The organism is Pseudomonas sp. LA5 (assembly GCF_028640825.1).
Classification (GTDB): Bacteria; Pseudomonadota; Gammaproteobacteria; order Pseudomonadales; family Pseudomonadaceae; genus Chryseomonas; species Chryseomonas aestiva.
The window spans coordinates 114,177-134,438 of sequence record NZ_JAQYZY010000057.1; the positions used below are offsets into that span (position 1 = coordinate 114,177).

The 20,262-nt window shown below is 67.8% G+C and carries 15 protein-coding genes; 3 read left to right on the top strand and 12 right to left on the bottom strand.

Annotated elements, in window-relative coordinates; all coding sequences use genetic code 11:
* Positions 1-116 precede the first annotated feature (116 nt).
* Complete coding sequence (locus PVZ72_RS21615) at positions 117-1,928, top strand: ABC transporter ATP-binding protein (RefSeq protein ID WP_187978553.1); 1,812 nt, start codon at positions 117-119, stop codon at positions 1,926-1,928.
* A 65-nt stretch (positions 1,929-1,993) separates the two neighbouring features.
* Positions 1,994-2,146, top strand: a complete 153-nt coding sequence (locus PVZ72_RS21620) for a hypothetical protein (protein WP_273862981.1) — start codon at positions 1,994-1,996, stop codon at positions 2,144-2,146.
* 284 nt (positions 2,147-2,430) lie between these two features.
* On the opposite strand, the gene treA is transcribed toward PVZ72_RS21620, so the two are convergent.
* The 3 genes from treA to PVZ72_RS21635 all read right to left on the bottom strand — a co-directional run bounded on the left by treA (position 2,431) and on the right by PVZ72_RS21635 (position 9,638).
* Positions 2,431-4,074: an alpha,alpha-trehalase TreA gene (gene treA, locus PVZ72_RS21625; protein ID WP_187978551.1), complete on the bottom strand. Its 1,644-nt coding sequence runs from the start codon at positions 4,072-4,074 to the stop codon at positions 2,431-2,433.
* Positions 4,075-4,172: 98 nt separating this feature from the next.
* A complete protein-coding gene (locus PVZ72_RS21630) occupies positions 4,173-6,086 on the bottom strand; it encodes a hybrid sensor histidine kinase/response regulator (RefSeq protein ID WP_273862982.1) in 1,914 nt (637 codons plus the stop codon).
* Between the two features lie 126 nt (positions 6,087-6,212).
* On the bottom strand, positions 6,213-9,638 hold the full coding sequence (locus PVZ72_RS21635; protein ID WP_273862983.1) for an SbcC/MukB-like Walker B domain-containing protein: 3,426 nt from the start codon (positions 9,636-9,638) through the stop codon (positions 6,213-6,215).
* Between the two features lie 171 nt (positions 9,639-9,809).
* On the opposite strand from PVZ72_RS21635, the gene PVZ72_RS21640 reads away from it, so the two are divergent.
* Complete coding sequence (locus PVZ72_RS21640; RefSeq protein ID WP_158895263.1) at positions 9,810-9,947, top strand: hypothetical protein; 138 nt, start codon at positions 9,810-9,812, stop codon at positions 9,945-9,947.
* A 42-nt stretch (positions 9,948-9,989) separates the two neighbouring features.
* On the opposite strand, the gene PVZ72_RS21645 is transcribed toward PVZ72_RS21640, so the two are convergent.
* From PVZ72_RS21645 to PVZ72_RS21685, 9 genes are all read right to left on the bottom strand, one after another.
* Positions 9,990-11,165 carry a zinc-dependent alcohol dehydrogenase gene (locus PVZ72_RS21645; protein WP_187978548.1) on the bottom strand — a complete coding sequence of 392 codons (1,176 nt, stop codon included), beginning with the start codon at positions 11,163-11,165 and terminating at the stop codon, positions 9,990-9,992.
* Positions 11,165-12,004 carry an SRPBCC family protein gene (locus tag PVZ72_RS21650; RefSeq protein ID WP_187978547.1) on the bottom strand — a complete coding sequence of 280 codons (840 nt, stop codon included), beginning with the start codon at positions 12,002-12,004 and terminating at the stop codon, positions 11,165-11,167. Before PVZ72_RS21650 ends, PVZ72_RS21645 begins: the two co-directional genes overlap by 1 nt.
* 100 nt (positions 12,005-12,104) lie before the next feature.
* Positions 12,105-13,310 carry an exonuclease subunit SbcD gene (gene sbcD, locus PVZ72_RS21655; protein ID WP_273863017.1) on the bottom strand — a complete coding sequence of 402 codons (1,206 nt, stop codon included), beginning with the start codon at positions 13,308-13,310 and terminating at the stop codon, positions 12,105-12,107.
* A 183-nt stretch (positions 13,311-13,493) separates the two neighbouring features.
* The gene (locus PVZ72_RS21660; RefSeq protein WP_273862984.1) at positions 13,494-14,579 is read right to left on the bottom strand and encodes a sn-glycerol-3-phosphate import ATP-binding protein UgpC; all 1,086 of its coding nucleotides are present in this window, start codon (positions 14,577-14,579) and stop codon (positions 13,494-13,496) included.
* Positions 14,580-14,581: 2 nt separating this feature from the next.
* Positions 14,582-15,427 carry a sn-glycerol-3-phosphate ABC transporter permease UgpE gene (gene ugpE, locus PVZ72_RS21665; RefSeq protein ID WP_273862985.1) on the bottom strand — a complete coding sequence of 282 codons (846 nt, stop codon included), beginning with the start codon at positions 15,425-15,427 and terminating at the stop codon, positions 14,582-14,584.
* Positions 15,424-16,311 carry a sn-glycerol-3-phosphate ABC transporter permease UgpA gene (ugpA, locus tag PVZ72_RS21670; protein WP_187978544.1) on the bottom strand — a complete coding sequence of 296 codons (888 nt, stop codon included), beginning with the start codon at positions 16,309-16,311 and terminating at the stop codon, positions 15,424-15,426. The genes ugpE and ugpA overlap by 4 nt, the downstream gene beginning before the upstream one ends.
* A gap of 75 nt (positions 16,312-16,386) precedes the next feature.
* Positions 16,387-17,703 (bottom strand): sn-glycerol-3-phosphate ABC transporter substrate-binding protein UgpB, encoded by a 1,317-nt coding sequence (ugpB, locus tag PVZ72_RS21675; protein ID WP_133862913.1) that lies wholly within the window; start codon positions 17,701-17,703, stop codon positions 16,387-16,389.
* Positions 17,704-17,909: 206 nt separating this feature from the next.
* Positions 17,910-19,100, bottom strand: a complete 1,191-nt coding sequence (locus PVZ72_RS21680; RefSeq protein ID WP_273862986.1) for an MFS transporter — start codon at positions 19,098-19,100, stop codon at positions 17,910-17,912.
* A 231-nt stretch (positions 19,101-19,331) separates the two neighbouring features.
* Complete coding sequence (locus tag PVZ72_RS21685) at positions 19,332-20,192, bottom strand: LysR family transcriptional regulator (protein ID WP_273862987.1); 861 nt, start codon at positions 20,190-20,192, stop codon at positions 19,332-19,334.
* Positions 20,193-20,262: the final 70 nt, after the last annotated feature.

Below are 20,262 nucleotides of genomic sequence, written 5' to 3' on the forward strand. Positions count from 1 at the left end.
CCCGCCGAGATGGCAACATGGCCAGGTGACACCAGTGCGTGTAAGCCTTTTGCCATAGCCTCGGGAACATGGCGACCGCCGCCTCGACTAATGCTGACCCTCGCCGAAGATCCGCCATGGCCCTCTCGACTTCCTTCGCTATCGTGCAACAGCAGATGCGCCGCGCTGCCGGCCTGGTCTGGAGTACCTCTCCCGCGCTGATGATCGGCCTGGTTCTGGCCACCCTGGTCGCCGGCCTGCTGCCGGCCCTCGCCGCCTGGCTCGGGCAGCGCATCGTCGATGCGGTGGTGGCGGCCATGCGGCTGCATGCCGAGCAGGGCCAGGCGCCGCTGTGGCCAGTGCTGAAGTTCGTGCTGGCCGAAGCCGGGGTGCTGGCCGCCCTGGCGGGAGCCCAGCGGCTGCTGTCGGTGCAGCAATCGCTACTGCGGGTACGCCTGGGGCAGACCGTGAATTTGCTGATCCTGGAAAAGGCCCAGACCCTGTCGCTGGCACAATTCGAAGACGCGGATTTCTACGACAAGCTGGTGCGGGCCCGGCGCGAGGCGTCCATCCGACCGCTGGCGCTGGTGACCAAGTCCCTGACCCTGCTGCAGAACCTGATCTCGCTCGTCAGCTTCGCCGTGCTGCTGGTGCATTTCTCGCCCTGGGCGCTGTTGCTGCTGGTGGTGGGTGCCCTACCGGTGTTTCTGGCCGAGGCGCGCTTTTCCGGCGATGCCTTTCGCCTGTTCAGTCGGCGTGCACCCGAGACGCGCCGCCAGACCTACCTGGAGACCCTGCTTTCCCACGAGGCCTACATCAAGGAAGTCAAGCTGTTCGGCCTGGCGCCGCTGCTGCTGGAGCGCTATCGCACCACCTTCACCAAGCTCTATGCCGAGGACCGTCGCCTGACCCTGAGACGTGACGGCTGGGGTTTCGTCTTTGGCCTGCTGGGCACCCTCGCCTTCTATGCCGCCTATGCCTGGGTGGTGCTCGATACCGTGCGCGGGCGTCTGAGCCTGGGCCAGATGACCCTCTATCTCACCCTGTTTCGCCAGGGCCAGGCCGCGGTCAGCGCCAGCCTGACGGCCCTTGGCGGACTCTACGAAGACAGCCTCTACCTGAGCAATCTCTACGATTACCTGGGCCAGCCGACCAGCGCCGAGGGCGGCAGCCTCACCGCCGGCAGCCAGCCCGGAGATGGCCTGAGATTCGACGGGGTCGGCTTCACCTATCCGGGCGCGACCGCACCGACGCTCAAGGACATCAGCTTTCACCTGGCGCCGGGCCAGAGCCTGGCCCTGGTGGGCGCCAACGGCTCGGGCAAGACCACCCTGATCAAGCTGCTGACCCGGCTGCATGCGCCTACTCAGGGACGCATCCTGCTCGATGGCAGCGATCTGCAGGAGTGGCAGCCGGCCGCCCTGCACAGGCGCATTGGCGTCATCTTCCAGGATTTCATCCGCTACCAGCTCACCGCTGGCGAAAATCTGGGGGTCGGCGACACCACGGCCTTCAACGACGGGGCGCGCTGGCGCAAGGCGGCCGAACAGGGCCTGGCCGACGAAGTCATCGCCGGTCTGCGCGAGGGCTACGAGACCCAGCTCGGACGCTGGTTCATGGGCGGCCAGGAGTTGTCCGGCGGGCAGTGGCAGAAGATTGCCCTGTCACGCGCCTATATGCGCGAAGACGCCGACATCCTGGTGCTGGACGAACCCACCGCCGCGCTGGACGCCGCCGCCGAGGCGGTGATCTTCGAGCGCTTTCGCGCCCAGGCGCAGCAGCGCATGACCTTGCTGATCTCGCACCGTTTCTCCAGCGTGCGCAATGCCGATCAGATCCTGGTGCTGGAAGGCGGCGAGATTCGCGAGCGAGGGGATCACGAGCAGCTGCTGGCGAGCGGCGGCCGCTATGCCCAGCTGTTCGATCTGCAGGCCAGAGGCTATCGCTGATCGCCGGTGGCGAACTTCGCGTGGAGGGCTCTGCCCAACGCTTACCAACCACTCGCGGAGGCCGCATGAACGATCAGATCAAGGAAAACCCCGACGACCTGGACATCGATCCGGACATCGCGCCCGATCCAGAAGAGCCCGTGGGCGAGGATCCGGATGACAAGCCGATCGAGGAACGCCTGCCGCAGAAGAATCCGCGCAATCCGGAGTACAGTTGATGAACGCCATCCTGCCGTTGCCCGAGGACGAAGATCCGGAGGGGCTGCATCCGGCGGAGTTGCCGGCCGACGAGGACGATGCGCCGCCGGTGGATCCGCTTTGACGCCTGGAGTCGGTATCCGGATGGAGCTGGCATAGGGATTGCCCTCACCCCGGCCCTCTCCCGGAGGGAGAGGGGAAAAGAGCGGCCCGTAGATTGGGTTGAGCGTAGCGAAGCCCAAGCCCAAGCCCAAAACTTTCACACTATGAAAAAGGTCCGCCGTGGCGGACCTTTTCTTTGGCCTTATTTCGCGCCGGGTTGCGGTTTGTAGAGCTCGAGCAGCTTGAGCGTGACGCCATTGGTCCAGCCGAAGCCGTCCTGCAGCTCGTACTCGCCGCCGCCGCCGCCCTGGCCGCCGGTGAGGTCGTATTTCTCCACCAGCTTCTGCTCGCGGGCGTAGAGGTTCTGCACCTGGGTCAGGAAGCGGGTGCCAATGTCGGCGGCCAGCTTGTCCTGCTGGTAGCGACGCAGGCCGTCCACGGCCACCCACTGCAGCGGTGCCCAGCCATTGGGTTCGTCCCACTGCTGGCCGGTCTTGACCGTGGTGGTGGCGATACCGCCCGGACGCAGCAGCTGGTTGGCCACGGTCGCGGCGGTCTGGTCGGCGCTGCTCTGGCTGGCAAGACCGACGAACAGCGGGAACAGGGTAGCGGCGGAAACCTTGTCGGTACGGCGCTTGGCCTGCCAGTCGAAGTCGGTGTAGTAACCGGCCGGATTCCACAGGTAGCGGTCGATGGCCTGCTGGCGGGTCTTGGCCTTCTGGCTGTAGGCCTGGACGCAACTGGCCTCGCCGGTCTTCTCGCAGGCCTTGGCGATGGTCTGTTCCAGGTGATAGAGCAGGCTGTTCAGGTCCACCGGGGCGATGGCGGTGGTGCGGATGGTCGCCAGGGTCTTGCCATCGCCCAGCCAGCGCGAGGAGAAGTCCCAGCCACTCTCGGCTCCGGCGCGCAGATCGCGATAGACCTCGCCGGCCGGTCGGCCCTTGGCCTGGGCGGCGGTGGCCAGGTCTTCCAGGTAGGACTCCTGGCGCGGGGTATCGCGAGCATCCCAGTAGCGATTGAGCAGGGTGCCGTCGGCCAGCCTGACCACATGGGCATTGGCCTGGCCCGGTTGCAGGCCTTCGGCCCCGGCCATCCAGTAGGCGTATTCCTTCTGCAGTTGCGGCAGGTAGCGGCGATAGGCGGAGTCGCCTTCCAGGCTGGCCTGCAGATCGACCATGTAGGCGAAGAACGGCGGCTGCGAGCGACTCAGGTAGTAGCTGCGATTGCCGTTGGGGATGTGGCCGTAGACGTCGATCTCATGGGCGAAGTTGTCCACCATGTCGCGGACCAGGTCGGTGCGCCCGTCCTTGGCCAGTCCCAGCATGGTGAAGTAGGAATCCCAGTAGTAGACCTCGCGGAAGCGTCCACCCGGCACCACATAGGGCTTGGGCAGCGGCAGCAGGCTGCTGTAGGCCGGCACCTCTTCGTAGTGGCGGGTCAGCACCGGCCAGAGATCCTTGACGTGGGTCGGCAGGTCGGCCCCCGCCTTGGGCGGTGCGGCCTTGATCGGATCGGATTCTTCGAAGTTGGCGCTGACAAAGGCCTTGAGGTCGAAGCCCGGCTTGTCGCGCTGGGCCAGGTAGTCCTGGCGGATGTCGGCCGGATTGCGCTTGGGCAGGGCATCGACGAAATGCTTCTGGTCGCTGAACAGCTTGCCCTGCTGCACGGCGGCGAACAGCTCGGGATAGGCCTGGTCCGGCGGCACGGCGCGGGCGTTGCTGGCGTCGCGCCAACTCCAGGTCGGGGTTTCCGGCTTGCTGCCCTCATGGGCGCAGGCGGCGAGAAAGGCGATGGACAGGGACAGGACGAGCATCCGCGCGGGTGGCGCAGGTGGCAGGCGTTTCATGAAGCGCTCCTTTTCTTGTCGACACGACAGCAGCCGCAACGGACGTTGCGACACGAAGGATCGACCCTGGAGCGCCGCGACAGTTCGCCGCAATCGGCTCAGCCGCCCGGACGCAGACGCCTTACGCAGCGTGCCAGCTCTTCGAGACCGAAGGGCTTGCCAATGAGTTCGACGCCCTCTTCCGCCAGCTCCGGCAGGGACGCCGGGTCCGCCTGACCGGACAGATAGAGCACCGGCAGCCCGGGGCTGGTGGCCCGCGCCTGCTCGGCCAGTTGCCGGCCGTCCAGCCCGGAGAGGCCGAGACTGGTCACCAGCAGATCGATACGCAGGCTGCCCGAGGCGATGAGGGCCACGGCGGTGGCGCTGTCGGCGACAGCCAGGGGCGTGTAACCCAGCTCCGCCAGCACCTCGCCGATGATGACGCGGACTTCACGCTCTTCTTCGACGATCAGCGCGCAGTCACCGGAGACCTCCGGCAGGACCGGACCTTCGGCTTCGCTGGGCGCGGGCTCCACCACAGGCTGAGCCAGTAGCCGCGGTAGATAGAGGCTGATGCAGGTGCCCTCGCCCACCACCGAATGGATCTCCACCTGACCACCCGATTGGCGGACGAAGCCATAGATCATCGACAGCCCGAGTCCGGTGCCACGCCCGCTGGGCTTGGTGGTGAAGAAGGGTTCGCAGGCGCGCTTGAGGGTATCGGCGTCCATGCCGGTGCCGGTATCGCAGACCTGGATACGGACGAAATCACCGGCCACCGTCTCGATCGGCAGGCCGATGCTGAGCGGTCCGCTGACATTGTCCACGCGGATGCTCAGGTTGCCGCCCTCGGGCATGGCATCGCGGGCGTTGATGGCTAGGTTCAGGATGGCGTTTTCCAGCTGATGCGGATCGCAGTGCAGCAGCCAGAGGTCGGCATCGAGCTGGACGTCCTTGCGGATCTTCTTGCCCAGGCTGTGACGCAGCAATTCGTGCATGCCCTGCACCAGCTGGCCGGCATCCACCGGGCGGGGTTCGAGTACCTGACGGCGGGCAAAGGCCAGCAGGCGCTGGGTCAGGGCCGCGGCGTTCTCGGCCGAGCGGGTGGCGGTGTCCAGGTAGCGCTCCAGCTCCTGGATGCGCCCCTGCTGCACCCGGCGACGCATCAGATCGAGCGAGCCGACGATGCCGGTCAGCAGGTTGTTGAAGTCGTGGGCGATGCCGCCGGTGAGTTGGCCGATGGCCTCCATCTTCTGCGCCTGGCGCAGCTCCTCTTCCAGGGCCATCAGCTCCTGGCTGCGTATCTCGATGCGCTCCTCGAGGTTGCGATTGAGTTCGTCCAGGGCTTCGCGAGTGTGGACGGCTTCGCTGACATCGCGGGAAATGGAGAGGAATCTCAGGGGCTGGCCGTCATCGCCCAGGATCGGCGTGACCACCACGTCCCACCAGCGCCGGGTGCCCTTCGCCGTGGGTGCCAGCCCGGTGAAGCGCCCGATGCCGCCCTGCCGCGCCGCCTCGATGGCGGCGGTCACCTCATGGCGCTGCCCTTCGGGCCAGAGTTCGGCCCAGGGACGGCCCTGGAAGGGAATGAAGTCGTCGATCTCCATGACCACCAGGCCGCCCGGATTCATGTATTCCAGACGCCCTTCCAGATCGATCAGCTTGATGCAGTCGACGCTGCAGACCATGACGCTGCGCTTGAAGGCCTCGCCCTGCCAGAGCTCGGCTTCATGGCGTCGCTGCGCGGTGATGTCGAGCAGTACGCCACCGGCCTCGCGCCGCTGGAATTGCAGGCAGCGCAACTGGCCATCGGTGCCCTGGCGCCAGGCCTCCCAGACCTGGCCCGCGGCGGGCAGCAGCCCCTCGGGCGGTGCGCTGCGACTCTGCAGCCCGCTGAGCAGCTCGGCGGGCGAAAGGCCCCGGGCCAGCGCCTCGGCGTCCCGTTCCAGCATGGCCGCACAGGTGGCATCCGCGCGCCACTCGGCGCGGCTGGGATCGTATTCGAACAGGCCGACGGCAAGGAATTGGGACATGGTGGGTAGGTGGCCGGTAGGAAAAGGAGATGTCATAACGCCAGCAGAAACGGCGAACCTGTCTACGTTAACAGTTTCATCGTTTCGCTTCGCGCTGGGCTTCGACCACTGCGCCGGAAAAATTACTCACTCGGTCGCGTTTTTCTCCACGGCATAGCGCCGCTCCAGACCGCTATGGCCCAGACCTACGCCCTTGCGCACCTTGAGCTGCACCGGGATACGCTCCTTGAGCGCCTCCACGTGGCTGATGATGCCGATGGTCTTGCCGCTGGCATTGAGCTGATCGAGGGCATCCAGGGCGACCTCCAGGGTCTCGCCATCGAGGGTACCGAAGCCTTCGTCGAGAAACAGCGAGTCGATGCCGGTGCGCTGGCTGACCAGATCCGACAGGGCCAGCGCCAGGGCCAGGCTCACCAAAAAGCTCTCGCCACCGGAGAGGGTACGGATGTCGCGCAGGGCATCGGCCTGCCAGGTGTCGAGGATCTGCAATTCCAGCTCGGCGGCCTGGCGCCGGAAGAGTCGATAGCGACCGTGCAGGCGCATCAGCTGACCATTGGCGAGATGCACCAGGTGATCCAGGGTCAGGCCCTGGGCGAACTTGCGGAATTTGGCGCCGTCGGCCGAGCCGATCAGACCGTTGAGGTGCTGCCAGAGGTCGTGATCGCGCTCCTGGCCGGCGATCTCGCCGAGCAGGGCCTGCAGACCATCGCGGCGGCGCTCGTCTTCGCGCAGGGCGGCGTTGACCTCGCCCTGGCGCTGGCCCAGGGCGCGCAATTCAGCACCGGCGGCGGCCAGTTCGGCATCCAGCTCGGCGGCGCTGCGCTCGGTCTGCGGCTCGGCGTTCAGGATTGCCAGGCGCTCCTGCGCCGCACCGGCCAGGGCGCGCGCCTCGGTCAGGCCGGTCTCGAGACGGGTGCGCTCCAGCGTCAGAGCGCTGTGCTCGTGGTCGTCCAGTTGCGCGGCGCGCCAGGCGTCGGCGTCGGCGAAGGCGCTGGCGGCCAGAGCGGTCTGCCAACGGACGCCGGCTTCGCTGGCCAGCTGCACCTCGCCCGCCAGTCGCTCGTGCAGCGCCTGGTGGCTGCCCTGCAGCGCCGCACCCTGCTCACGGCAGTCTTCCCAGGTCGCGGTCGCCTCCGCGAGCACGGCCGCAGCGGCCTCCGGCGCTACCGGGACGGCGGCGACCTCGCCGGCGCGCTGGCGCCAGGTCTCGACCAGCGGCACGAGGGTGGCCAGGCGCTGGGCAATGTCCTTCAGGTGCTGCTGCAGTTCCTGCGCTCGCTGGCGATCGGCCTGCCAGCGGCGCCACTCCTGCTCGCGCAGCGTCAGCCATTCGCCGGCACGACTGGGCACCTCATGTCCCCAGCGCGCCAGCTCCGCGCCCAACTGGCGCTCTGCCGTGGCCTGTTGCGCCTCGGCCTCCCGCTGTTCCCTGGCACCCTCCGCCAGACTTTGCTGCGCTCGCTCCCAGGCCGCCTCGGCCAGCGCCTGGCGCTGTTCGGCATCGGCCTGTTGACGCGCCAGGCGCTGGGCTTCGTTGCGGCCTTCCTCGCCTTGCTGACGCAGGCCATCCAGGGTGGCGAGCACCTGCTGGATGCGCGCCAGCTCCTGGTCCTGACGGCGGCGCAATTCGGCCACCGCGCCAGGCACCTCAGGATCGGCACCCAGGGCCGTGCAACGCTGACGCCAGAGATCGCCCAGTTGCTCCAGCTGCTGACTGGCCTCGGTCTGCTGTTCGGTGGCCTGATCCAGTTGCGCCTTGAGCGCGGCCAGGGCTTCGCTGAGCTCCTTGCCCTCCTGGGTCAGGCGCTCCAGCTCGGTCTTGGCGTCCTGCAGGGCGGTCTGGGTGGCGGAGACGTCCAGCGCGGCATAGTCGGCCACCGCGGGGTGATCACGGGAACCGCACAGCGGACAGGGTTCGTCGGGCTGCAAGTCGGCGCGCTGGGCCTCGAGACTGCGGATGACCCTTTCCTGTTCGAGCAGCTTCTCGCGCTCGCGCACCTGCTGGGCCACCTCGCGATAGCGCCCGCGCAGGGCGTCCAGGCGCACCTGGTGATCGCCATGCTGGCGCTGACGCTCATCCTGGCTGCGGGCCAGACGCTCCACCTGGGTCTGCAGCTGGCGCCGGCGCTCGACCAGCTGATCCAGCTGATCCACCTCGTTGACCCGGCCCAGCGTGGCCTGCCAGAGGGCACGCCAGGCCTTTTCGTCGCGGCCGTCCAGCGCGGCCTGCCAGCGTTCGCGCTGGGCCTGCTCCGTCGCCTGGGCCTGGGCGGCCTGCTCGCGTGCCCGCGTCACCGCCTCCTGCTGGGCTTCGCGTTCCTCGGCCAGCAGCTGCAGCTGCCGGGTCTGCTCCTGCTGGCGCCGCGTCAGGCGCGCCAGGGCCTCGGCTCGTTCATCGCGCAGGGCCAGCTGGCTGCGCCAGTCGCCCAGGCGTTCGCCAAGTTCGGCATGACCACTGCGCTCAGCCAGGCTCAGTTCCAGATGCTGCTGTTCGTCCAGCGCCTGCGCCTGCTCCGCCTCGGCCTGGCGCAGTTGTTCGCCACTGGCCCCCAGGGCCTGGGCCAGGGCGGCATCGCGGCGACTGGCCAGGGTCTGGATCCTCTGATCGAGCTGTGCCAGTTCATCCCGGCTGCGCTGTTCCCGCGCCGCGGCTTCGCGCCAGGCCTGCTCGACGGGCAGCAACCGGGCCGCCGGTTCGGCCGCCGCCAGCCGCTGACGTTGCGGCTCGGCGGCCTCCCAGGCCTGCTGCGCGGTGGCCAGGCGCGCCTGGGCCTGCTGCTCGTCCGCCGCCGTCTGCTCCACGGCGGACAGCCACTGGCGCTGGGCCTGCCAGGTCTTGAGGTCTGCGCCCAGTCGCTCTTCGCGCTGCGCCAGGCCGCTGCCCTCGGCGGCCAGCGCCTGGCGGCGTTCGGCGTCCAGCACCTCGACCCCGGCGACGCGCTGGCGCAGGCCGTCCAGGACGCCCTTGGCCTCCCGCGCGCGCTCGAACACCCGCTGGGAGATCTGCCCGTACACGGCGGTGCCAGTCAGCTCTTCCAGCAGTTCGGCACGCTGGCTGGCACTGGCTTCCAAAAAGGCGGCGAAGCCCCCCTGGGCCAGCAGCATGGAGCGGGTGAAGCGCTCGAAGTCGAGGCCGGTGAGTTCCTCGGTAAGTCTGAGCTTGTCGCCGGTCTTTTCGGCGAGGATGCTGCCGTCGAGCCTGGCCAATTCCACCTTGGGTGGCTGCAGGGCGCCATCGGCGCGGTCGCGGGCGCGTCGCTGGCTCCAGAAGGCCCGATAGCGCTCGCCACACACGGCGAATTCCACCTCGGCGAGGCAGTCGCCGGTATGGCGGGTCATGAGTTCGTTGCTCTCCCCACCCACCTTGCTCATGCGCGGCGTGCGGTGATAGAGCGCCAGGCAGATGGCGTCCAGCAGGGTGGTCTTGCCCGCCCCGGTCGGTCCGGTGATGGCGAACAGGCCACTGCTGGCGAAGGGTTCGGCGGTGAAGTCGATCTTCCACTCACCCTTGAGGGAATTGAGGTTCTTCAGGCGCAGGGTGAGGATCTTCATCGGGCTTTTCCAGGACGACTCGGCGAACCGCCAATTCTGGCATTGTTGGGCCCGCTCGCCCATGCCAACCGACCACTCGACCTATGGTCGTGCCCACCGCTGAACTTGCTTCGCCCCCCGCTCTCAACTGCAAGGTATCGCTCTGCAATCACGTTTCCCGGAGGATCCGTCGTGCGCTCGCCCCTCTCTCCCTTCGATTTCCTCGGCATGCCCCTGCTGGTCGGTGTGGGCACCCTGGCGCTGGTCAGCTGCAGTGGCGGCCACAAGGTCGCCGCGCTGTGGCAGCCGCTGGCGACCTGGCTGGTCTAGCGGATAAAGAGCCCGCCGATCCTGGGATCGCCGGGCTGCCCCTCACGGCATGAACACCGCCCTCATGCAGTTCCTGTCCTTGGACTTGAACAGCTCGTAGCCGTAGGGCGACTCTTCCAGGCTCATCGGATGGGTGAGCAGGTAAGACGGATCCAGCTCGCCCTTCTGGATGTGTTCGAACAGCCGCTCCACATAGCGCTGCCCCGGCTGCTGGCCCGATCTCAGGGTCAGGGCCTTGTTGACGATGGCGCCCATGGGAAACTTGTCGATCACCCCGCCATAGACGCCGATCACCGACACCGTACCGCCCTTGCGACAGGCACGGATGGCCTGGCGCAGCGCCGATCCGCGCTCGGTATGCAGGCGCAGCAGCTGCTTGGTCTTGTCGTAGGCATAGTCGACCTGGGTACCGTGGGCCTCCATGCCGACGCAATCGATGCAGCGATCCGGGCCACGGCCACCGGTCAGCTCCAGCAGCGCCTCATGGATGTTGGTGGTCTCGTAATCGAGGACGATGGCGCCGGCCTTCTCGGCCGCCAGCTGCAGGCGATCGCTGAAGCGATCGATGGCGATCACCCGCTCGGCGCCCAGCAGGTAGGCGCTGCGAATGGCCATCTGGCCAACGCCGCCACACCCCCAGACCGCCACGGTATCGCCAGGCTGGATGTCGGCGATGTCGGCAGCGTAGTAGCCGGTGGGCACGGCATCGGACACGAACACCGCCTGGGCATCGCTGACGCCGTCAGGCACCTTGAACAGATTGACGTCGGCATAGGGCACCCGCACGTAGGTGGCGTGGCTGCCGGCATAGCCGCCGAAGGCATGGCTGTAGCCGAAGATGCCGGAACAGGGCTGCCCATAGGCCAGCTCGGTCATCTCGGGCTTGGGGTTGCTGTTGTCGCAGCAGTTGTAATCCTCGCGCTGGCAGTGCTCGCAGTCACCGCAACCGATGATGGAGACGGTCACCACCCGGTCGCCAACGGCCAGGCCCTGGTTACGCAGGCTGCTGCCCAGTTCGACGATCTCGCCGAGGAATTCATGGCCGATGATGTCGCCAGGCTTCATCGCCGGGACGTAGCCGCCCAGCAGGTGCAGGTCCGAACCGCACACCGAGGACATGATGATGCGCACGATGGCGTCGCGCGGATTGAGGATCTCCGGGTCCGGGACGGTTTCCACCTGCAGACGATTGGGGGCTTGCCAGGTCAGGGCACGCATTATTCGGACCTCGCATGAGTGCCCAGGCCGGCATTGATGTCGGCCTGGGGTTCGTCGGCCGGGCGAGTCACCGGCGGATGAGGCGGCGCCAACGGGCGACCGCTGCGGGAGACCTCGGGGGTGGCGATCTCGCCGGTTTCCAGTTGCTGCTTGAGCCGGCGCAGGCCGAGATTGACCGCCTTGCCGGTGAAGCGGCTGATCCCTTCGGTGACGGCATGACCGAGCAGGCCGACCGGGGCTTCGCAGGCCAGTACGGCCTGGACCAGGGTACCGCGGCCCTGGGGTGCGTCGCTGAAGGTCAGACTGGCCTTGTGCGCCATGAAGGTGCCGGGCACGGTGCTCCACAGCAGGAATTCGTTCTCGCGGCGCTCGCTCTGCTCCAGCGTCCAGCTCAGGGTGCGCCCCAGGGGACCGGAGGCATGCCAGTGACTGTCGCCATCGGCGCCCAGCTCGATGCGGTCGACGAAGGGCAGCAGCGCGCGCAGGTGCTGCAGGTCGGTGCAGTAGGCGAACACCTCCTCACGCGGCTTGGCGATGGTGACGCTGCGCTGGATGGCAGTGGGATTGCGCCAGCCCCAGCGCTCGGCCAGGGCCTGTTCGAAAGGTGATGGCTGCAGCGCGGCCTTGAACTCGCAACGCTGGCGGACGCCGCGACTGAGGGCCATGGCGCCCAGCGCCAGCTTCACGCAGCCGGTGAGGCCACCGCGGCGCAGGCCGCCAAGGATCAGCAGACCACCGCCAAGCAGGGACACCAGGCGTTCGGTGCCCTGGACATTGGGAACTTGGTTGTCGGAACGTGCGTGACGCGTGGCGGCGAGGGGTTGCGACAGGTCGTGCATGGGGTCTCCTCCGGTATGGGCTACATAGAGAGGGTGACCCCGGGGCAGCGGGCCTTGTTCCGGAGGAGAAATACCGTCCGATGGACGCGTTTCGCTGCGATCAGGCGGGCAACTCGCCGAGAACCTCGCGGTAAAGGCCCTCCAGGCGGGTACGCAGGTCGTCGTCCAAGGTTTCCCCGGCCAGGCGCTGGCTGAAGACGTCGAGCGGGCTGAGCTCTTCCAGCGTTTCGCGCTGGGTACCCTGCAGGGTGGGCGCGATGGCGCTGCGCGCGCGCCTTACCCGCAGCACGTCGAGCGGCAACTCGGCCACCAGCGCGGAGATGCGCGGCTGCAGATCGGCCAGGTAGTCGTCACCGGCCACCACCACCTCGGCCCACACCGGGCACTCGGGGCGGCCGTCGACCGCTGCCTCGACCAGGGCGGCGCCCAGGGTGTCGAGAGTACCCTGCACCACGGCCAGCGGCTGGAAACAGGGCACCGCCACGGGCGTCACCCGCTCCAGGGTCGCGCCGAACTCCACCAGCAGGACCTCCTTGGCGCGTTCCTCATCGAAGCTGAGGCACAGCGGCGAGCCGCTGTAGCGCACCTGCTCCAGGCCGCCGACCCGCTGGGGGCGATGGATATGGCCAAGGGCGATGTAGTCCGCCGGCGGAAAGGCGCTGGTGGGAAAGGCGTCGAGGCTGCCGACATAGATCTCCCGTACCGACTCGCTGGTGCTGGCGCCCACGGTGGTCAGATGGCCGGTGGCGATGATCGGCAGGGCAACGCCCAGTTCGGCGCGGCGCGCTTCGGCCAGAGCGTACAACTCGGCATAGTGCCCCTGGATGGCCTGTTGCAGCGCCTGGCGCTTTTCCTCGGCGCTCTGTCCGGCCTGGCTCTGCACCACGTCACGCGGCCGCACGAAGGGAATGCCGCAGAGCAGTGCGCCGATCTCGCCGTCGCGGCGGCGCAATTCCAGCAGCTGGTCGGCTGGCGTCTCGCTGACGCAGGGGATCACCCGGGTGTCCAGGCAGGCCAGCAATTCGCGGGATTCGGCCAGCACCGCGGCGGAATCATGGTTGCCACCCAGCACCACCAGGCTGGCGCCGGTTCCGCGCAGGGCGACGATGAAGCCGTTGTACAGCTCGCGGGCATAGCTCGGCGGGGTGGCGGTGTCGAAGATGTCGCCTGCCACCAGCACCACGTCCACCGCCTGCTCTGCCACCTGGTCGACCAGCCAGGCGAGAAAGGCGCGATGCTCGGCCTCGCGGGTGCGCCCGAGGAAATGCTGCCCCAGGTGCCAGTCGGAGGTGTGCAGCAGGCGCAGGCCGCTCGCGGAAGCAGACTTTCGAACACGTCTGGGCTTGGGTTTTTCCTCGGGGGCAGCGGCGGGCAGATCGAACAGCGGGAGGTTTTCCATGGGTATTGGCGGTCAGAGCGGCAAAGGGCGCAGTATCCTCTCCGGGGCGCCTGAGGGAAACCGCCCCGCGCCCTGACCGGACCGGCGTGCCTAGCGCCGGGGATCGAGGCGCTGACCGGAGGCGGCATCGAACAGGTGCAGGTGCTCCTCCGGTGCGCGCAGCTGCAGGACGTGGCCCGGCGCCGGCCGCTGCTGATGGGGCAGGCGCACCACCAGCGCCTGCTCGCCCCAGCGCCCATGCGCCAGGTTGTCGGCGCCGAGGATCTCCAGGGTGCGGACCACCAGGGGCAGGCCCTGCTCCGAAACGCCGCAGGGCTGCAGGTGCTCGGGCCGGATGCCCAGGCAGACCGGACGTCCGGCCAGATGGTGATAGCCCGGCCCCAGCGGCAGGCGCAGACCGCCTGGCACTTCGCAGTGGCTGCCAGCGGCGTCGACCTGGCCGTCCAGCAGATTCATCGCCGGACTGCCGATGAAGCTGGCGACGAAGCGCGTGGCCGGACGTTCGTAGACCTCCACCGGGGTGCCGAGCTGCTCGACCACCCCCGCCTGCATCACCACCACCCGCTGGGCCAGGGTCATGGCCTCCACCTGGTCATGGGTGACATAGAGGCTGGTGGTATTGAGCCGCTGGTGCAGCTGCTGCAATTCCAGGCGCATCTGCACCCGCAGCTTGGCGTCCAGGTTGGACAGCGGCTCGTCGAACAGGAACACCGCCGGATCACGCACCAGGGCGCGGCCCATGGCCACCCGCTGGCGCTGGCCGCCGGACAGCTCTCGCGGCCGCCGTTCGAGCAGGCCATCGAGTTCCAGAATGCGCGCCGCCTCCTTGACCCGGGTGGCGATCTCGGCACGGCCGAGACCGGCGATCTTGAGACCCCAGGCCAGATTCTCGGCCACGCTCATGTGCGGATAGAGGGCGTAGTTCTGGAACACCATGGCGATGCCGCGCGCCTTGGGTTCCAGCGCGGTGACGTCCCGGCCACCGATATGGATGCTGCCGGCGCTGACCCGCTCCAGCCCGGCCACCAGCCGCAGCAGGGTGGACTTGCCGCAGCCCGAAGGCCCCACCAGCACGATGAATTCGCCATCCGCCACCTGCAGATCGAGGGGCTGGATGACCTGGGTCTTGCCGCCGTTCCAGCTCTTGGAAACGGTCCTGAGTTCGAGGTTTGCCATGGTTACTTTTCGCTATCCACCAGACCGCGCACGAAGGCGCGTTGCATGACCATTACCACCGCCACCGGCGGGATCAGGGTGAGCAGCATGGCTGCCATCACCTGGTTCCATTGCGGCACCCGTTCGCCGAGCGAGAGCATGCCGCGAATGCCCGCCACGGCCGTGCCGAGGTCGGGGTTGCTGACGATCAGCAGCGGCCAGAGGTACTGGTTCCAGCCGTAGATGAAGGTGATGACGAACAGCGCCGCCAGGTTGGTCCGCGACAGCGGCAGGACGATGTCGCGGAAGAAGCGCAGCGGCGAGGCGCCATCGATGCGCGCCGCTTCGAGCAATTCCTCGGGCAGCGTCAGAAAGAACTGGCGGAACAGGAAGGTGGCGGTGGCCGAGGCCATCAGCGGCAGGGTCAGACCGGCGTAGCTGTCCAGCATTCCGAGATGGCCGATGGTGTCCACGGTGGGAAAGATGCGCACCTCCACCGGCAGCATCAGGGTGATGAAGATCAGCCAGAAAGCCAGGGGGCGCAGCGGAAAGCGGAACCAGACGATGGCGAAGGCCGAGAGGATGGAGACCGACAGCTTGCCCAGGGTGATGCCCAGCGCCATCAGGAAGCTGTTGAGCAGCAGCAGCCAGAAGGGTGCGGTGCTGTTGCTCACGCCCTGGGTCCAGATCAGGCTGAGGTTGTCCCAGAGATGGCGCCCCGGAATCAGGCTCATGGGCGTGGCGAACACCGCCCGGTCGTCGAGGGTGGCGGCCACAAAGGCCACATAGAGCGGAAAGAGGATGACGCCGATGCCCAGTACCAGCATCAGGTGGCACAGCAGCGTCAGCCCGCGACGATTCTCGATCATTGATAGCGCACCCGGCGTTCGACGTAGCGGAATTGCACCACCGTGAGCACGATGACCAGCAGCATCAGCACCACCGACTGGGCGGCGGAGGCGGCGAGATCGAGTCCGGTGAAGCCCTCGCGATAGATCTTGTAGATCAGGGTGGTGGTGGCCTGCACCGGTCCGCCGCCGGTGGCCGCGTCGATCACCGGAAAGGTGTCGAAGAAGGCGTAGACCAGGTTGACCACCAGCAGGAAGAAGCTGACCGGCGCGATCAGCGGCAGCGACAGCTGCAGGAAGCGGCGCAGCGGCCCGGCGCCGTCGATGGCGGCAGCTTCCAGCAGCGAGCGCGGGATGGATTGCAGCGCGGCGAAGAAGAACAGGAAGTTGTAGCTGATCTGCTTCCACACCGAAGCGAGCACCACCAGGAACAGCGCCTGACCGGCGTTCTGGGCGTGGTTCCAGTGATAGCCGTAGCGCTCCAGCAACAGGGTGAGCAGACCGAGACCGGGGTTGAACAGAAAGATCCACAACACCGCGGCAATGGCCGGGGCCACCGCATAGGGCAGCAGCAGCAGGGTCTGGTAGATCCGGCTGCCACGCACCACCAGATCGACCAGGGCGGCGAGGACCAGGGACACCAGCAGGCCGCAGCCGGTCACCAGGGCGCTGAAGGTCAGGGTGGTCCAGAAGGAGGCCAGATACAGCGGGTCCTGGAACAGCTGACGGAAGTTGTCGAGGCCGACGAACTGGCTGGACAGGCCGAAGGGATCGACGCTCTGCAACGAGTACCAGAGCGTCTTGCCGGCGGGCCAGAGAAAGAACACGGCGGTGATCGCCAGCTGCGGCGCGAGCAGCGCATAGGGCAGCCAGCCGGAAGGAAAGACCTGACGGGATGTGGACATGGGCGCACGCATCGTCGCGAAAAGAGGAGCGGCGCCGGCACTCGTCGGCAGGCGCCGCCAGGGCGGACCCCAGGCTTACTGGGTGGATTTCTCGAAGCGGCGCAACAGCACGTTGCCGCGCTGCACGGCAGTATCCAGCGCCTGTTGCGGGGCCTGCTTGCCGGTCCAGACGCTTTCCAGCTCTTCGTCGATCACCGCGCGGATCTGCGGCATGTTGCCCAGGCGCAGGCCCTTGGTGAAGGCCAGTGGCGGCTTGTTCAGCATCTGCCGGGTGGCGATGTCCGCCCCCGGATTCTTGCTGTAGAAGCCCTGCTCGCGGGTCAGGTCGTAGGCCGCCTTGGTGATCGGCAGGTAGCCGGTCTGCTGGTGCCATTCGGCGGCGATCTCCGGCTGCGCCAGGAAGGCGAGGAATTCGGCCACGCCGCGCTTCACCGCGGCATCCTGACCCTTGAACACCCAGAGGCTGGCGCCGCCGATGATGGCGTTCTGGGGAGCGCCCTTGAGGTCGCCGTCGTAGGGCATCATGGCCACGCCGAAGTCGAACTTGGCGTAGTGGCGGATGTTGGCCAGCGAGCCGGACGAGGTGGTCAGCATGGCGCAGTCGCCGTTGTAGAACTTCTCCGTGGGTTCGTCCTTGCGGCCGACGTAGGTGAAGTCACCGCGCTTGCCCATCTCCTGCAACAGGGCGATGTGCTTGACCTGGGGCGCCTGGTTGAAGTCCAGCACGGCATCGGTCCCCAGGTAGCCGTTGTCCCGGCTGGCGAAGGGCAGGCCGTTCCAGGCGCTGAAGTTTTCCAGCTGCACCCAGCTCTGCCAGCCGCTGGTGTAGCCGCACTTGAGACCGGCGGCGCGCAGCTTGGCGCTGTCCTCCGCCAGGTCCTTCCAGGTCTTGGGCGGCGCTTCCGGATCGAGGCCGGCCTGCTTGAAGGCGGCCTTGTTGTAGTAGAGCACCGGGGTGGAACTGTTGAACGGCATGGACAGCAGTTGACCGGTCTTGGCGTCGCTGTAGTAGCTGGCGACGGTGGGTACGAAGCCCGCTTCATCCAGCTTCAGGCCCGCGTCCTTGAACACCTGGTAGACCGGCTCGATGGCCCGGGAGGCCATCATGGTCGCGGTGCCCACCTCGTAGACCTGCAGAATGGCCGGCGGCTTGCCGGTCCGGAAGGCCGCGATGCCAGCGGCCAGATTCTGCTCGTAGTCACCCTTGTACACCGGCTGTACCTGGAATTCCGGGTGCGCCTGGTTGAAGCGCTGGGCCAGGGAATCGACCTCCTTGCCAAGCTCCGCATCCATTGAATGCCAGAAGGGAATGGGCGTCGCCGCCCACACCGGGCCGCTACTCACCAGCCCGAGTACCAATCCCAACGTCATACCGCGAAGCGAAGCCTGCATGTCTGTGCCGCCCTTATCGATAGCCTGAGGATCGAAGGCGCGAAATCGCGCCTTCCTGTTCGAAAGGCAACATGCCAGGCAGAGATGACAGTCAGGCTACAGCGAAGACAGCACGCACGGTCCCGCCGAAAGGACCGTCGTAGAGCCTTTCGCGGGCAAAACCCCTGGCAGCGCGGCGGCAGCCTGGCGCGGCCAGCTGCCAGGCGCTAGCAGCGACTCGCGGGCGGCGGCGCCAGGGTCAGCCGCTGCACCAGGCTGGGCACCAGGCTCAGCACACCCAGCAGCGCCATTCCCAGGCCAACCCACAGGGGCGCGCGCAGGCCCTGGCCGGCATCGATGGCCGCGCCGCCGGCCCAGGCCCCCACTGCCAGGCCCGCGGTGATCACCGAGGTATGCAGGGTGTTGACCAGGGGCCCTGGGGTGGCCGCGGCCATGACCCGGGCGACCATGGCCGGGTTGAGCGCCACTCCGGTCAGGCCGATCAGCGCCAGGGCCAGGAGGCTGGCCGCGGCATTCTCGGCGCAGCTGACGAACAGGGCGAAGCCCAGCGCCAGCACCGCCAGCCCGACGCCCTGCACCTTGAGGGTGTAGCGATCGGCCAGGCGGCCCACCAGCAGATTGCCCAGCACGTTGGCGAGGCCGTACCCCATCAGCAACCAGGGAATGGTGGTGGACGCGAAGCCTGTCACCTGGATGAAGATGGGCGAGAAGTAGCTGAAACCGGCGAAGGTCGCGCCGATGATCAGGCCGCTGGTGAGGTAGGCCGCCCAGAGCCGGGCGCTGACCAGGGTGCGCAGTTCACCGCCCAACTGCCCGGCCACGCGCGCCGGCGTGCGCGGCACGCACAGGCCGACCAGCAGGGTGCAGCAGGCCGCCAGCAGGGCGACCGCCCAGAAGCTGGCGCGCCAGCCGGCCAGTTGCTCGATCAGCACCGTGCCCGGCACTCCGAATACCGGCGCCAGCATGAGGCCGGACAGGATCAGCGAGGCCGCCCGGCCGCGGCGATCCGGCGTGACCAGGTTGGCGCCCAGGGTCAGGCACAGGCCGATGCTGGCGGAGCTGGCGATGCCCATGAGCACCCGCCCCGCCGCCATCACCGGATAGCTGGCCGCCAGTGCGGCGACCACGGCGCCTACCAGATAGAGCGCCAGCAGCCACAGCAGCGCCGATTTTTCCGCCAAGCGCAGGGCCAGCAGCAACAGGGTCAGCGGCGGGCCGCCCAGGGCCATGCCTAGGGCATACCAGGAAATCAGATAGCCGATCTGGCCGATGGAGACGCCGAGATCGGCGGCCAGCGCCGGCATCATGCCGGCCACCATGAATTCGGCGGTGGTCAGCGCGAAGATGGTCAGGGCCAGCAGATAGATGAGACGGGGGATGGCGGGTGGGGCAGTCATGACAGCGGGATATTCCAGAAAAAGCGGACAGGAGCGGCGGTAGCGGGCCGGATGTAGGGGCCGATCCCGGGTATCTCGGGAGGCAACAGCTCAGGCGGTCGCAGAGGGTCCGAGTGGTCTCGGGAGGTGTCCGTTCCAGGCGGAACGATGAATCGACAGGCGGCAGGTCGCGCGCCAGGGTCGGCACCTTAGTGGCTGCACGGTCGCCCGGTCAAACCTCGCGCCGCCTGGCTAGAGGCGAAAGTCCTCGGCGATCAGCCCGGCCAGAGAGGCGCAGGCGGGGCTGCGCTCACCGGGCGGCGAGGCTAGCCGCAGCTCGTGCACCGGCAGTTGCGCAAAGCCCTCCTCCGGCTTCAGTTCACGCATCGGCGGGGTCATGCGCGCCCGGTCGGTGATGGCCACGGCCTGGCCCAGTTCGACCGCCGCTTCCAATGCCGAAGAGGCGGCGCTGGTCACCACCGCATGCCAGCGCCGGCCCTGGCGGATCAGCAGGTCGATGCCCAGTTCGCGATAGCTGCAGCCTTCGCCGTGCAGCGCCAGGGGCACGCTGGCGTTCGGGCTCAGTTGCAGCCCGGGACCGGCGACCCACACCGGCTGGGTATGGCCGAACCTCTGGCCGTCCGCCCGATCGGTGCGGGGCGGTCCCACCAGCAGCGCCAGGTCCAGCAGGCCCTGGCCGAGCCAGCGCCGGAGCTGGCTGCTGTTGCCGGTCAGCACCTGCAGGACGATCCCGGGATGCTCGCCCTGCAAGCGCGGCAGCACGGCCTTGAGCAGGCGGGCGGCATAGTCCTCGGCCACGCCCAGGCGCACCTCGCCCACCACCGGCTGGCCGGTGAGACCGGCGAGGATGCGGTCATGGGCCTGCAGCAGGTCGGCGGTCTCCAGCAGCACGCGGCGCCCGAGCGGGGTCAGGGTCACCGCCTGGTTGTCCCGCTCGAACAGCCGGCCGCCGGTCTGCTCCTCCAGTCGGCGGATCTGGCTGCTCACCGCCGAAGGACTGCGATTGAGCTGCAAGGAGGCGGCGCGAAACTGCCCCAGCCGCACGATGGTGTGGAAGGTACGCAGGACGTCGATATCGAGAGGTACAGGCATGATGCGTTTTTATCGAACCATAGCTACCGATAATGTCGTTTGAGTGTATTACTACCCTGGGCCAGGCTCA